14 protein-coding genes and 1 pseudogene are annotated in these 14048 nt (G+C 66.6%); 8 read left to right on the forward strand and 7 right to left on the reverse strand.

The features are described 5' to 3' along the window. The first annotated feature begins 193 nt into the window (after positions 1–193). Positions 194–1717 carry a sugar ABC transporter ATP-binding protein gene (locus PQB87_RS35015; protein ID WP_489244891.1) on the forward strand — a complete coding sequence of 508 codons (1524 nt, stop codon included), beginning with the start codon at positions 194–196 and terminating at the stop codon, positions 1715–1717. A gap of 9 nt (positions 1718–1726) precedes the next feature. Then, positions 1727–2785: an ABC transporter permease gene (locus PQB87_RS35020; protein WP_489244893.1), complete on the forward strand. Its 1059-nt coding sequence runs from the start codon at positions 1727–1729 to the stop codon at positions 2783–2785. 37 nt (positions 2786–2822) lie between these two features. Here PQB87_RS35020 and PQB87_RS35025 read toward each other — a convergent pair whose 3' ends face one another. Genes PQB87_RS35025 through PQB87_RS35040 form a run of 4 tightly spaced genes read right to left on the reverse strand, consistent with a single transcriptional unit; the run spans position 2823 to position 7363 of the window. Beyond that, the gene (locus PQB87_RS35025; protein ID WP_489244895.1) at positions 2823–3782 is read right to left on the reverse strand and encodes an ABC transporter permease; all 960 of its coding nucleotides are present in this window, start codon (positions 3780–3782) and stop codon (positions 2823–2825) included. Then, complete coding sequence (locus tag PQB87_RS35030) at positions 3775–4803, reverse strand: ABC transporter permease (protein WP_060064095.1); 1029 nt, start codon at positions 4801–4803, stop codon at positions 3775–3777. Before PQB87_RS35030 ends, PQB87_RS35025 begins: the two co-directional genes overlap by 8 nt. Beyond that, positions 4800–6350 (reverse strand): sugar ABC transporter ATP-binding protein, encoded by a 1551-nt coding sequence (locus tag PQB87_RS35035; protein WP_489244897.1) that lies wholly within the window; start codon positions 6348–6350, stop codon positions 4800–4802. The genes PQB87_RS35030 and PQB87_RS35035 overlap by 4 nt, the downstream gene beginning before the upstream one ends. Further along, complete coding sequence (locus PQB87_RS35040; RefSeq protein WP_059489418.1) at positions 6347–7363, reverse strand: sugar ABC transporter substrate-binding protein; 1017 nt, start codon at positions 7361–7363, stop codon at positions 6347–6349. The genes PQB87_RS35035 and PQB87_RS35040 overlap by 4 nt, the downstream gene beginning before the upstream one ends. 248 nt (positions 7364–7611) lie before the next feature. Between PQB87_RS35040 and PQB87_RS35045 the strand changes: the two genes are divergently transcribed. Together PQB87_RS35045 and PQB87_RS35050 are read left to right on the forward strand one after the other, a co-directional pair. After that, a complete protein-coding gene (locus PQB87_RS35045; RefSeq protein ID WP_153491377.1) occupies positions 7612–8682 on the forward strand; it encodes a substrate-binding domain-containing protein in 1071 nt (356 codons plus the stop codon). Next, on the forward strand, positions 8661–9044 hold the full coding sequence (locus PQB87_RS35050) for a hypothetical protein (protein WP_489244900.1): 384 nt from the start codon (positions 8661–8663) through the stop codon (positions 9042–9044). Before PQB87_RS35045 ends, PQB87_RS35050 begins: the two co-directional genes overlap by 22 nt. A 146-nt stretch (positions 9045–9190) precedes the next feature. On the opposite strand, the pseudogene PQB87_RS35055 reads toward PQB87_RS35050, so the two are convergent. Then, a pseudogene (locus PQB87_RS35055) lies at positions 9191–9568 on the reverse strand (tyrosine-type recombinase/integrase); the annotation flags it as partial. Between the two features lie 304 nt (positions 9569–9872). Between PQB87_RS35055 and PQB87_RS35060 the strand changes: the two are divergent. Then, positions 9873–10205, forward strand: a complete 333-nt coding sequence (locus PQB87_RS35060; RefSeq protein WP_059688728.1) for a cupin domain-containing protein — start codon at positions 9873–9875, stop codon at positions 10203–10205. 168 nt (positions 10206–10373) lie between these two features. On the opposite strand, the gene PQB87_RS35065 is transcribed toward PQB87_RS35060, so the two are convergent. Next, positions 10374–10673 (reverse strand): H-NS histone family protein, encoded by a 300-nt coding sequence (locus PQB87_RS35065; protein ID WP_021160271.1) that lies wholly within the window; start codon positions 10671–10673, stop codon positions 10374–10376. 280 nt (positions 10674–10953) lie between these two features. On the opposite strand from PQB87_RS35065, the gene PQB87_RS35070 reads away from it, so the two are divergent. From PQB87_RS35070 to PQB87_RS35080, 3 genes are all read left to right on the forward strand, one after another. Next, positions 10954–11442, forward strand: a complete 489-nt coding sequence (locus tag PQB87_RS35070) for a RidA family protein (RefSeq protein ID WP_489244902.1) — start codon at positions 10954–10956, stop codon at positions 11440–11442. Between the two features lie 87 nt (positions 11443–11529). Further along, positions 11530–11793, forward strand: coding sequence for a hypothetical protein (locus PQB87_RS35075; protein ID WP_489244904.1), 264 nt, complete (start codon positions 11530–11532; stop codon positions 11791–11793). Between the two features lie 440 nt (positions 11794–12233). Then, positions 12234–12485 carry a hypothetical protein gene (locus PQB87_RS35080; RefSeq protein WP_042975551.1) on the forward strand — a complete coding sequence of 84 codons (252 nt, stop codon included), beginning with the start codon at positions 12234–12236 and terminating at the stop codon, positions 12483–12485. Positions 12486–12548: 63 nt separating this feature from the next. Here PQB87_RS35080 and PQB87_RS35085 read toward each other — a convergent pair whose 3' ends face one another. Next, entirely contained in the window at positions 12549–13958 is a 1410-nt protein-coding gene (locus tag PQB87_RS35085) for a histidinol-phosphate transaminase (protein WP_258403667.1), read from the reverse strand. Positions 13959–14048: the final 90 nt, after the last annotated feature.

Genomic DNA, 14048 nt, shown 5'->3' on the forward strand with positions numbered 1-14048 from the left:
CGTCGGTGCCTGCCCGGCGCAGTCATGCTCAACGTGGATCGACGTGGAGGCCGAAGCCGATAAGCCGCGGCACGCGGTCCCCGCCCAAGCGGGATTGCCCCTGCGCAAAGCATCCCGCCGCACGTTTCCGGTGACCGGGTGGCGTTGCGCACATGGCGCCGCTCGCCGAGAGGCACATCTTTTCGACACGCCATTGACGACGACTTCATCAAATTCCCGAATTGATCGACGGCATCGCGTCGCGCGGCAGCCCGTCCTGACGGCCATCGGCGTGTCGAAGCGCTTCGGCGCGACGACCGCGCTCGCATCGCTCGACCTGTCGATCGGCGCCGGCGAGGTCGTCGCGCTGATGGGGGCCAACGGCGCGGGCAAATCGACGTTCGTCAAGATCCTGAGCGGCGTGATCCGTCACGACGGCGGCACGCTGACGCTGCGCGGCACGCCTTACCGGCCCGCTTCGCCGCACGCGGCGAAGCAGCTCGGCATCGCGACCGTGCATCAGTCGGTTGCCGACGCGGTGGTGCCGACGCTGTCGATCGCCGACAACCTGCTGCTCGACCGGCTGTGCGATCCGGCATCGCCGTGGCGCGTGCCGCCGGCCGCCCGGCGCGATGCCGCATGGCCGCTCGCCGAACGCGTCGGGCTCGACGCCGACCTGGCGGCGCCGCTCGCGTCGCTTTCGCTGGCGGACCAGCAGCGCGTGACGCTCGCGCGAGCACTTGCCGGGCAGCCGGGCCTGCTGATCCTCGACGAACCGACCGCGAGCCTGTCGGCGCCGGAGGCCGAGCGCCTGTTCGCGCTGCTCGATACATTACGTGACGAAGGCGTCGCGGTCCTGCTGGTGTCGCACCGGCTCGGCGACCTGCGCCGTATCGCTGATCGCGTCGCGATCGTGCGCGACGGACGGATCGTCGCCGATCTCGCCGCACCGGTCGATTTCGACGCGGCGGTCGAAACGATGATCGGGCGGCCGTTGCCGAAGGCGCGTGTGCCCGGCCCGGCGCCGCTCGCGCGGCCCGGCGACGGCGGCCTGAGCGTGCGCGGGTTGCGCCTGACGCAGGCCAGCGCGCCGTTCGATCTCGACGTGCGGCGCGGCGAGATCGTCGCGATCGCGGGGCCCGTCGGCGGCGGCAAGTCGCGCCTCGCAAACACGATCTTCGGCGCCGTGCGCGCGGCGCAGGGCGCGATGACGCTCGACGGCAGGCCGTGGCGCCCGCGTTCACCTGCCGACGCGATTCGCGCCGGCGTGTTCCTCGCCGGCGAGGACCGCTGGCGCACGTCGCTGTTTCCCGACAGCGTGCCGTTTGCGTCGATCGCGGGCACCATCAGCTTTCCGTTCCTGTCGCGCTGGTTCGGCGGCGGCGCGGTGCGCGCCGCGCGCGAGCGCACGGCGGCCGCCGCCGCGATCGCGCGCTTCGGGATTCGCTGCACGGGCCCCGACGACCGTCTCGTGCGGCTGTCCGGTGGCAACCAGCAGAAGGTCGTGCTCGCCCGCTGGCACGCGGAACCCGCGCGGCTGCTGCTGCTCGACGAACCGTTCCAGGGCATCGACGCCGGTGCGCGCGCCGATATCGTCGACATGTTGCGGCGCCATGCGCACGAACGCGCGACGCTCGTGTTCGTCAGCGATCTCGAGGAAGCGGTCGAAGTCGCCGATCGAGTCGTCCGGTTCGATCGCGCGACGCTCGATCATTCATCCTCCCACCCGTCGGACTGACCCATCACGATGCTGAAATCCGCCACACCTGCCGTTGCACCCGATGCGCCGTCCACCAGGCCGGCGCTGTCCGCGTCGGCCCGCCTGCGCGCCGGCCTCGAACGCACCGGCATCCTGCTCGTGCTCGCCGCGCTGGTGGTCGTCTTTACCGTCAACGAGCCCGCGTTCCTGAACGTGGACAACCTGTTCAGCATCCTGCAGGCGGTGTCGATCGTCGCGCTGCTCGGGATCGGTGTGACGATCACGCTCGCGGCGGGCGGCTTCGACTTGTCGGTGGGCAGCATCGCCGCATCCGCGCAGATGGCGGCGAGCTACGTGCTGGTTGTCTGGCACGGCAGCGCGCTCGCGGCGGTGGCGGCCTGCGTTGCGCTCGGTGTGGCAGCCGGCCTGTTCAACGGTGTGCTGATCACGCGCCTGCGCGTGCCGGACCAGCTTGCGACGCTCGGCACGCTGTTCCTGCTCGCGGGCCTGCAGTTGATTCCGACCGGCGGGCGTTCGCTCGCGACCGGTTCGGTGCTGCCCGACGGCACGGAAGCGAGCGGCATGTTTCCCGACGCGTTTCTCGCGCTCGGGCGCCTGCGCGTGTTCGACGTGGTGCCGTTGCCGGTTCTGATACTGGCGGCGGTGACGGTGCTGGCTTGCATCGCGATGGAAGCGACGCGCTGGGGCCGCGTGATCTATGCGATCGGCGGCAACGAGACGGCCGCGCGGCTGGCCGGTGCGCCTGCGGCGCGCTACCGGGTCGCGGCGTATGTCGTATCGGGCGCAATTGCGGCATCGGGGGGCGTGTTGATCTCTGCCCGCGTCGGGCGCGGCGACGTCAGCGCCGGGCACTCGCTGCTGCTCGACGCGGTGGCCGCCGCGCTGGTCGGGTACGCGGTGTGGGGCGCGAAACGGCCGAACGTGTTCGGCACCGTGGTCGGGGCCGTGTTCGTCGGGGTGCTGCTCAACGGCCTGACGATGCTGAATGCGCCGTATTACCTGCAGGATTTCGTGAAAGGGGCGCTGCTGGTGCTCGCGCTGGCGTTCACGTTCGGCATCGGCCGGCGCGCGGACGCCCGCGCCTGAGCGCGGCGTAGGGGGCGGGGGCACGGCGTGCGGCGGCTCACGCCGTGCGTACACGCCGCCCCATGAAACTCAGCGCGAGCACCGCGAGGATCAGCGCGCCGGTGGCGACCTGCTGCCAGTAGAAGTTCCAGCCGATCAGCAACAGCCCGTTGGCGACGAGGCTGATCAGCAGCACGCCGAGCAGGGTGCCGGCGACGCCGGGACGGCGTGTCGGCGACAGCGTCGTGCCGATGAAGGTCGCGCCGATCGCGTTCAGCAGGAAGCCGTTGCCGGCCTGTGGCACATAGGCCTTGACCGTCGACGACAGCAGCAGGCCGACCACGCCGTAGACGAGCGCGCTCGCGACGAACGTCGCCACGACGGTCGCGGCGACCGGCAGCCCCGAATGGCGCGCGACGCCCGGCTGCGCGCCGAGCGCGACGCTGTGGCGCCCGAACGCCGAATGCGCGAGCACGACATGCACGGCCGCGGCGAGGACGACGACGCACCACAGCGGCACCGGCACGCCCGCGAGCGTACCGTGTGCGAGCGCGCCGAACAGCGGCGGCAGCGCCACGTTCAGCAGGTAGACGGGCTGGCCGCCGCCGGTGGCGAGCTGCTGGACGGTCTGGCCGATGAACAGCGTGCCGAGCGTCGCGAGAAACGGCGCGATCCCGAGCCCGGCGACCAGCGCGCCGTTGAACGTGCCGACCAGCACCGCCGCACCGAGGCCGCCGAGCAGGGCCGGCAGCACGCCTACCTGGTGCGCGACCAGCTGCACGAACACGAGGCTCGCGACGTCGATCGCGGTGCCCAGCGACAGGTCGACCGCGCCGATCGACAGCGCGAGCGTCATCCCGAGCGCGGCGATCGCCAGCAGTGCGAAGTTGTTCACCAGTACGTCGGCGAGATTGGCGGGCCGCATGAACCCCGGTGCGAACACGGCGAAGAAGGCGATCACCGCGAGCAGTGCCGCCACGAGCGAGAACCGCTGCAGGCGGCCGATCCGTTCAGTCATGAGCATGGTGTTCCGTATGGCGGCGCCGAATCAGCGCGGTCGTCGCGACGACGAACAGGATCAGCGCGCCTTCGACGCCGTTGACCCAGTAGCTCGACACGTTGTCGAGCTGGAAGCCGTTGCCGACGATGCCGACGAACAGCGCGGCGAGCAGCGTGCCCGGTATCGTCGGCACGAGCCGCCGCGAGAACACGACGCCGAGCAGCGCGACCGCGACGACGGCCAGCAGGTTTTCGCCGGCGCCGGGCGAGCTGCCGCTCAGCAAGGCACTCGACGCCAGCGCGGCCAGCGCGGCGGAGACGCCGCTCAGCACGTAGCTGGCCGCGACATACGCGTTCACGCGCAGCCCGGCCGCGCGGGCGGCATCGCGATGCGCACCGGTCGCGGCGAGCCGCAGGCCGAAGCGGGTTCGGTGCAGCAGCACGCCGAACAGCAGCGCGACGATCAGCAACGCGGGCGCGAGATGCGGTACGTCGAACGGGCCGCTGTCGATCAGAAAGGCGAGCACCGGGCTCGCCGCCGCGACCGACGTGTTCTGCGTCAGCACCAGTTCGAAGCCGGCGCACAGATTCATCGTCGTCAGCGTGGCCAGCAGCGGGACGATGCGCAGCGCGATCACCGCGAACGCGTTGAGCGCACCGACCGCCGCGCCGGTGGCCAGCATCAGCGCAAGCGCCGCGCCGTCCGGCGCCCCGTCGCGTAGCGCGACGGCCTGAACGGCTGCGCAGAGGCCCATGTTCGCCGCGACCGACAGGTCGAGACCGCCGCGGATCGGATCGGGGCCGCCGCCGATCAGCACGGCCGTCAACCCGAACCCGAGGATGCCGACCACGGCCGACTGCTGCAGCACGTTCGCGAGGTTTGCGACGGTCAGAAAGAGCGGCGAACTCGCGGCAAACACTGCACACACGACGGCGAACGCCAGTGCCGCGCCCCAGCGCAGCCAGAATTGCGCGCCGAACGTGCCCGGCAGCCGCGCGAACGCCGCTCCGGGCGGCGCGCGATCGAGAGTCCGGTTCATGCGGCCACCTCCTGCCGCGGCGTGTGGCCGCGTGCGCCGGTCGCCCACGCGAGCAGATCGTGGCGCGTGGCGTCGCGGGTCGCGACGTCACGCACGATCCGGCCGCGTGCCATCACGAGCACGCGATCGGTGACGTCCAGCAGCTCGATCAGGTCGCTCGAGAACAGCAGGATCGCCGCGCCGTCGCGTGCGAGGCGATCGAGCAGCCGGTAGATTTCCGCTTTGGCGCCGATATCGACGCCCACCGTCGGCTCGTCGAACAGATACACCGGCGACGTGCGCTCGGCGCCACGGCTCAGCCATTTCGCGAGCGCGACTTTCTGCTGGTTGCCGCCGGACAGCTGGCGCACCGGCGCGTCCGGGCCGGGCGCCCGCACGTCGAGCGCGGCGATCAGCCGTTGCACCGCGTCGTCCTCGCGGCGCCGCGCGACCAGACCGAATCGGGTGAAGCGCGCAAGGCTCGCGAGCGTGATGTTCTCGCGCACGGACAGGCTCGGTGCGATGCCGTGCGAGCGGCGGTCTTCCGGCACGAACGCGATGCCGCGACGCACCGCGTCGCGCGGGCTGCGCAGCCGCGTCACGCGGCCGTCTAGCGTCACCGTGCCGCGCACGCCGCGTTCGAGACCGAACAGGCTGCGCACGACCTGTTTTCCGCCGGAACCGAGCAGCCCCGTGACACCGACGATCTCGCCGCGCCGGACCTCGAACGACACGTCGTCGAACCGGCCGGGCGCCGCGAGGCCGGCGACCCGCAGCGCGGACGGGCCGGGCACGCGTACCGGCGCTTGCGATCGTGCGGCGATCCCGGTGCCTATCATCGCCGCGACGAGCGCCTCGGTCGGCGTGGTCCGTGCGTCGACGTGCGCGACGTCGGTGCCGTCGCGCAGCACGGAGACGCGATCGCAGATCGCCGCGATCTCGTTCAGGTAGTGCGACACGTAGAGGATCGTTAGCCCGCGGCGCCGCAGCCGGTCGAGTGTCTGAAGCAGGCGGTCGACCTCGCTGCTGACGAGCGCGGCGGTCGGTTCGTCGAGCACGAGGATGCGCGGGTCGCGCATCAGCGCGCGCGTGATCTGCACGATCTGCCGCTCGGCGACGCTCAACTCGGCAATCAGGCGGTTCGGCGGCAGGTCGAGGCCGAAATGCGCGTGCAGCGCGTCGCTGGCATCGCGTCGCATCCGGCGTGCCGCCAGCAGCCCGAGCGGCCCCGCGCCATAGGCCGGTTCGTTGCCGAACTGCAGCGCCTCGGCGACTGTGAACGTCGCCGGCAGCAGACGCTCCTGGTGAATGAACGCAATGCCTTCCGGCGGCGCGCGGTGTGCGAGCGCCTGTGTCGCACCGTCGATCGCGATCGTACCGGCATCGGCCGTGTCGATGCCGGCGAGAATCCGGATCAGCGTCGACTTGCCGGCGCCGTTCTGCCCGATCAGCCCGTGCACGGTGCCGCTCGCGACGTCGAGCGACGCGCCGCGCAGCGCCGGCACGCCGTCGAAATGTTTGACGATCCCGCGCAGCGCCAGCGCGGGCGGGCGCGTGTCGGCGCTCATTTCGGGGCGGCGGCCTGCCCGAGCGTCTGCTGGGCCGAGCCGGCGTTGTCCTTCGTGACGAGCAGCGACGGGACGTATGTATAGGGCGGCAGCGTGCGCTCGCCGGCCAGGTAGCGCGCGACGTTGTCGACCGCGGTCTTGCCGATCAGCGCGGGTTGTTGCGCGACCACGGCCGCCGCGCTCGATTTCGGGTCTTTCACGAGCGCGACGACATCGGGGCTGCCGTCCACCGCGTAGGTCCTGATCTCGCTGCGGCGCGCGGCGTCGACGGCCTGCGTCGCACCGACTTGCGGCACGTCCCACGCGGCCCAGATCGCGGCGATCTGCCCCTTCGGGTATTTCGCGAGCAGCTGGCTGACCTGCGCGTACGCGCTCTGCACGGTGTTCGGAATCACGTCGCGCAACTCGGGCTGCAGGATCTTCACCTTCGGGTAGTACTTGAGCACCGCCTTCAACTGGTCATAGCGGATCGCGCACACCGGCACGCCGTAGAAGCCGTTGAACACGAGAATGTTGCCTTCGCCGTGGATGTCGTTGACGAGCTTCAGCGCGAGTTGTTCGCCGATGAAGAAGTTGTCCGAGGTCGTGACGTTGAGGCTCGACGGCGAGGCCGTGTCGATCGTGAACAGCGGAATGCCGGCCTGCCGGATCTTTTGCAGCCACGGTTCGAGCACGCTCGCCGTGCCGAGCTGCTCGATGATCGCATCGGGCTTCTGCGCGATCAGCGTCTGGATCTGCGCGATCTGGCGGTTGTCGTTGCGGCCGGCGTCGAGTGCGATCGGCGTCCCGCCGAGCCGCTTCACTTCGTCGATCGCACCCTGGTATGCCTTCAGGTCCCAGTAATGATCGGTGCCGATCGCCGTGATGCCGATGCGCTTGCCTTTCAGCGACGGCACGGCGGCGTTACCTGTCGCCGCATCGCCTTGCGCGCGGGCAGGGGAGAGCGCGGCGACGGCGGCGAGCGTCAGCAGGGCGGCGGCAACGGTGCGACGGGTTCGGGCGGGACGGGTCATGGCGTCGATGGGCGCTGAAAAAAGAGGGGGGCTGAACTTTGCGACTCTAATGACAACGCGCCCGCACGCTAACCATCGATTCCTGCTACGCATATCACGCGCGCGCTCGAATGCTTGTGCCGGGGCGGCGCGGCGGGCTTCAACGATTTGCCATCCGAAGGAATATCGATTGCCGAATCGCTCGGTTTGAACCGGTTCGCCGCGCTGATAGATTTTCCGGATACCGACACCAGCCAAGGAAGATCCGCATGCGATTCCCGTTTCGCCGTCCGTCCCGCCCCGTCCGGATGATCCGCGCGCTCGCGCTCCTGTCCGTTGCCGCGTTGACCATGCCCGCATCGCATGCCGGCCCGCTCAAAGGCGCACCGGCGCCGTTCGACAAGGGCGGCGTGAAGGTCGCGCTCGTCAACTACCTGTCGACCGGCGATTTCTTCCAGGCATACGAGGCCGGCGCGCAGAAGCAGGCGAAGGCGCTCGGTATCGACCTGCGCATCTACGAAGGTCGCCAGGACGCAACCGAGCAGCGCGAGCAGATCCAGCAGGCGATCAGCGTCGGCGTGTCGGCGATCATCGTCAACCACGGGCTCCCCGAATCGCTGAAGGACGTCGTGCAGCGCGCGCTGGACAAGGGCATCAAGGTCGTCGCGTTCGATGTCGACCTCGGTAACCCGAAGGTGCCGCAGATCGAACAGAGCGATCGCGACCTCGCGAATTTGCTGCTCGACCAGGCGGTGAAGGACAACGGCGATGCGTTCTCGGCCGGCTACGTGTATGTCGCCGGGTTTGCGCCGCTCGACCGGCGCGACGCCGCGTGGCGGGACTTCAAGCGCGCGCATCCGAAGGTGCGCGAGCAGGCGCGCTGGGGCACCGTCGACAATCCGATCGCGCAATCGGTCGCGAACCAGGCCGCGGCCGCCTATCGTGCGCATCCCGACATCCGCGTGGTGTTCGCGCCTTACGACGAATTCGCGCGCGGGGCGAAGCTCGCGGCCGACGAGGCGAAGCTGGCGTCGAAGTTGCGCATCTATAGCGCCGACATTTCGACCGCCGATATCGAAGCGATCCGCGCCCCCGGCAGCGCATGGGTCGCGACGGCCGCAACGAATCCCGCAGTCGTCGGCGCGGTGTCGGTGCGGGCCGCCGCGCTGCTCGTCGCGGGGCAAGATCCGGGCCGGCGGATCGTCGTCAAGCCGACGCTGATCACGCGCGATGATCTCGTGAAGAACGACATCCGCACGATCGCGGAGCTCGGCGCGAAGTTTCCCGCGTTCCGCGCAAGCGACGCGGTGACGGCCTCGTGGATTCCGGCGACGGATTGACGCGCGGTGGCTTTTGCCTGCGGTACGTGACCATACGTAGCACTGGCGGGCTTCGATTCTCGGGCGCCTTTACGGGTAGACGCAAACCCGCCGTTGCTTTTGCATGGCTGATGCAGGAGATGCTGACGATCTCCGTGAACGAAGCCGGCCGCCCGGACTGCAGATACGCGGGCAAACGAACGCGATTGACGGGGAGGCCTATCACATGCGCCGTCGTGGACGATCATGCAGATGGCGGCAATCTGACGGATATCCCGCATCCGATGCGAGCCGAACAGCACGGCAAGTCCAGTGTCGGCGATCAGCCTGCTAATGGCTGCGTCTATCAAAACCTGGCTCGCGTGACCGACCCAATGGCGTGAACGACCGGCTAAACCGGACGATTTGCGTAACGTGACAGTTGCCGCCAGGAACGGCCGCATCCCGACGGGAAGCGGCCGTTTGCTTTGGATGGGCCAATGACCGCTTGTGGCCGGCAAACGACCGCTCGCCGGCCGTTGGGTCGGGCCTCCGCTTGTTCCGCCATCTCAAGCGCATCGTCAACCTCGATGCCGAGGTATCGGCCAGTAATCTCCAGCCTTGTATGCGCGAGCAGCAGTTGAACGGCCCGCAGGTTCTTCGTTCGTCGGTAAATCAGAGAGATCTTTTTCCGCCGCGTGGTGTGCGTGCCATACGCCGTGTCGTCCAAGCCGATGGACGCGATCCAGCGATGAACCAGCCGAGCATATTGCCGGGTCGAAAGATGCGGCGAAGCGTGCAGCCGACTCGAAAACAGTATCAATTTTCGCCGTATGCTTCGCTTTCCCTTCATTTCGAATGTCAGGGAAAGCAACTCGAACGGGGCATTCGGATTCTGTAGCGTTGCGACCTTCGGATGTCCAGTGCGCAACGTTTCCAGGGCGTAACGTGCTTTCGTGTAGCGGTAAAAACGTATCGACGGTTGGCAAGGTCAAGGATTCCGACACGATCGCGAACCAGACCCGCCGTCTGCTCGACGCGATGCTTCCCGACAGCGGCCATTGAGAAAAGGACGATGATCGTCTCTTGTTGGCCGATCAGGGAAATAGGCACCCCCATCGTCTTCTTCCGGCGAAACGAGCCGGTTCCAATCGCATCCATTGGGCTACAGTGAACCTTTCCCGCCACCGTCAACCCCGGCGCCCATCCAATACCGCCGACGAGGCCATCCCATGCAACTTCAAACCGGCAACCTGTTCACCGCCGATGGCCGGCGCGATGAGGACGAAAAAATCGACCTCCTCGTCACGGGCCAGCGTCTGAACGTCGAGCGAATCGTATCGATGGGCCACACGAGCCCGGATGGTTTTTGGTATGACGACTCACGCGCCGAATGGGTCGTGCTGTTGTCGGGGGCAGCGGTGCTCGAATTCGAGGAAGGCCCGACGCGCCATGAAATGCACCCCGGCGACTACGTGCTGATCGAGCCGCATTGCCGCCATCGCGTTGCGTGGACGCACGAAGAAACGCAAACTGTCTGGCTTGCGATCTATTACGAACGTTGAATCAGGAAAGATTGGGCGGGGCAAAATACGATCCGGCGCGCAGCATGCCGCCGCGCGCCGAATGAGACAAAGCCTCGTCAACCCGGCACGGTCGTTGAATACCGCCGGTATCGATGCCCAAATAGCAGGACGGCGCGCAAAACCGCGCGCCGGTATGCGTCGAGAATCTTATTCCTGGATCAGGAATCGATTGCGATTCTTCGCGTCCTTGATCCATGCAGGCGCACGACCGCGGCCCGACCAGGTTGCCCCGGTCTTCGGGTCGCGATACTTTGCCTGCACGGGGGCGGCCGCTTGCTTGGCCGGACGGCCGCGACGGTTACCGAAAATGTCCTTCTCGGTAATGCCGAATTCCGCAACCTTGGTGCGGATGTCGTCGACGATCGCCTGGAATTCCGCGGCACGTGCAGCTTCGGCTTTCTCGGCCAAAGCTTCCATTTGGGCTTTCAGTTCCTTGTAAGTTGCCATGTATCGCTCTTCAGGTTGAGTACTCACATGATAGCGGTTTCAACGGAAAATTTTGAGGAAATTCTCGTCGACTACGTGTTTTGTCGTCAATATGGCGATGCAGGACTGCTTCGAACACCTGAGAAGTGTGTCGTATTGACGAAGACGTAGAGGATTACCCGGGCGTCTTTAACGGCACCGGCATGTCAAGTTGACCGATCGCACGGGTTTTCTTCTTCAAGACAGGCAACCGGGATTTAACGGCTCTTTACATTTTTATGAAGTATCGGGGAATTCACTGATGAACAGAGACGAGAAGCTGATTCAGATTGCCGCCGAATTCGGCTTCAATCCGGACGAGGAAATCAGGATTGGTGGAAAGTACACACCCGTTCTGGTCGACTGGAATACGGCCTATATTGCCGGCCAGATTCCACGGATCGGCGAAGCGGTGCATTTCGTTGGCATAGTGGGGGAATCCATTTCGCTCGATGAAGGTCGCCGGGCTGCCGGCGTATCGGCACTGCGTGCGCTTTCGCTGATCAGAAAGCGTTGCGGCACGCTTGATGTCATAACGACGGTGCCTCGCATGACCGTGTATGTGCGAAGCGCGCCCGGCTTTACGATGCAAAGCGAAGTTGCCGACGGCGCATCCGATGTGTTGTATGCGGTGCTTGGCGACGCCGGTGTTCATACGCGTACATCGGTCGGCGTGCTTCAATTGCCCAAAGGCGCATCGGTGGAAGCGGATTTCATTTTCGGGTTGAAGCCGGGCAATGCCGGTATCTGATTCCGACGGGCTGTATCTCGCGGGTAGGTCGTTTCGCGAAACATCCGGATATTCGCGCGTGACACGCGAATCACTACCGACAAGCGCTTGCAATACCCCAAAAAACACCCGCTGAAGGACTTCGACAGGTTGCTCGATCCAAAGGATTTGACGAAGCGTCAGGCGGCGTTCGATACCGGCGATATGAATGCGCGCGGCGAGCCGGGCAAGTGGGCTGCGCCGTCGCGCACCCCGTGTCGAAACAATCTCGCACGCTGGCGCGTCAAGCAGGCGCAAACGTTGTCTATGCGCACGGCGGACGACGGACGGCACACGTCACACGCCACACGTTCCCATCCGCAATCGTCGTGAACACGAACCCCTAGCCACGCTCGTGCGCGCTGCAAATCCTCGCCCCTTGCCTGCGCGGCGGCAGTGCGCCGGTTGCACGCCATTCAAGTAGCCGGCCGATCGCGAATTCATCCCCGGCCGGCCGCCGCATGCGCGCCTCCCGACGCCCCACGATTTCCGGAAATCCCCCCGCCAATATCTGCCGGCATCCCCACTTTGGGAGATGCCATTGCCCGACAGTAAGCCTACGATTGACCACAGGGCATCGGGGACGGATGGCATCAGAACAAGCGGGCAAGCCCGCCATTCCGAGTCGAAATCAACACATGTCCACGCAGTTTGTTGACACAGCTTCTGCGTACGATGGCGTTCGACGTGTGCGGTGAGTCGTTTTCATCGCAACACGATGGCGCGTTGATGACGGAAGGCCTGCTGTCGTATTTCGGGGAATTTCAATCAATATGCTGGCACGAGACTATGTGGAACGAGAGCTCTCTCACATCCAGAGAATGGTGGCTCTCCTGGACAGCGAACAGAACGCTGACGATGTGTCGATGTCGGGCGCGGGGCGTGTGCGGCATCCGAGCTACTGGCGCGGGCGAATCGAGGAGCTGCTGTCGGCGCCCGATGTGCCGCGCCACATCAGAAAGCTCAGCGAAGCGGTGCTCGCGAAGATCGACGAGATGGAAATGCGCTTCGCGGCGATGAAGTAAGTACATCGTCGGAGACGGCGCCGGCATGGGTTTCGTCGCGTCGTCGACCGGATGGCCGGTCGCTTATCCGGCCGCCATCACGTCAAGCAGGGCCGCACGGAATGCGGCCATCTCCGCAGCGGTGCCGACGGACACGCGCAGATACGCCGGCGGGCCCGATTCGCGAATGAGGACGCCGTGGCGCAGCAGGCCGCTCCAGATCCGGTGCCGGTCGGCAAACTCGCCGAACATCACGAAGTTCGCATCGGAATCGGCCACCGTGAGGCCCAGGCCGCGCAGCCAGCCGACGGTCGCATCGCGCTCGGCCTTGATCGTCTCGACTTGCGACAGCATCTCGTCGCGCGCGACCAGCGCCGCGCAGGCCGCCGCCTGGGTGAAGGCGGACAGGTGGTAGGGCAATCGAACCAGCTTCAGCGCCTGCACGACCGCGGGCACGCACGCGCAGTACCCGACGCGGCCGCCCGCGAACTTGAATGCCTTGCTCAACGTGCGGGTCACGATGAGCCGAGGATGATCCGGTAGCAGCGTCACCGCGCTGGGTACGCCGTGACGCCGGAACTCCGCATAGGCTTCGTCGACGACGACCACGCCCGGCGCGACGTCGAGGATGGCGCGAATATCGCCGACCGGCAGCGCGGTTCCGGTCGGGTTGTTCGGCGACGTCAGCAGCACCACGCCGGGCTGGTGCGCGCGAATACTGTCGAGCGCCTGATCCACGTCCAGCGCGAAATCCCCGGTGCGCGGCAACGTATGGAGGCGCGTGAAAGTCGTGCGGCAGTATTCGTCATACATGGGATACGCGGGCGTAAAGGCCAGCGCCGATCGCCCCGGGCCGCCGAATGCCTGCAGGATCTGCTGGATCACCTCGTTCGAGCCGTTGGCGGCCCAGATGCCCGCTGCGTCGACCGTCACGCCGGTGTCGTGCGTCAGATACGCCGCCAGATGCGATCGCAGCTCGGCGAAGTCGCGATCGGGATAGCGGTTCGCCGCGCGCGCGGCGTCGGCCACCGCGGTCGCGATGCGCTCGACGAGCGCGGGCGACGGCGGATAGGGATTCTCGTTGACGTTCAGGCAGACCGGCACGTCGAGCTGCGGCGCCCCGTACGCGTGCTGCAACCTGAGGTCCTCGCGCAGCGGCAGATCCGACAAGGCGACTTCTTTCCAGGTCTGTTGCATTGAAAACACTCCGTACGGTATCGATTGATCGGCGCAGCAGGTTTTTAAGGCGGCAAAAAACAAAAAAGGCGCCGCAGGCGCCTTGGTTGTCGTCTTGATCGGGCATTCACCCGATGCAATTGCTAGATGCGAAACGAACCACGGCGCAACAGGGGGCGTCCGTGGTGATGGTGCAGCGAGAGCGTGGTGTTTCGAATCGTCATGCGCCGCATCATGGCATACCGCGGTCCGGAAGAAAAGCGCGCCACCCCGTGTGCGCCGGATTCGATCGAGCCGCAACACCGGCAAAACGCCCATTACGTCTGACGATAGACGGTAACAAACGTCGTATTTCGATCAAATGCGAACGAGTGATTCAAACGTTGGCGTCAATTGACTAAGATGCGC

The organism is Burkholderia sp. KL41, assembly GCF_057005415.2.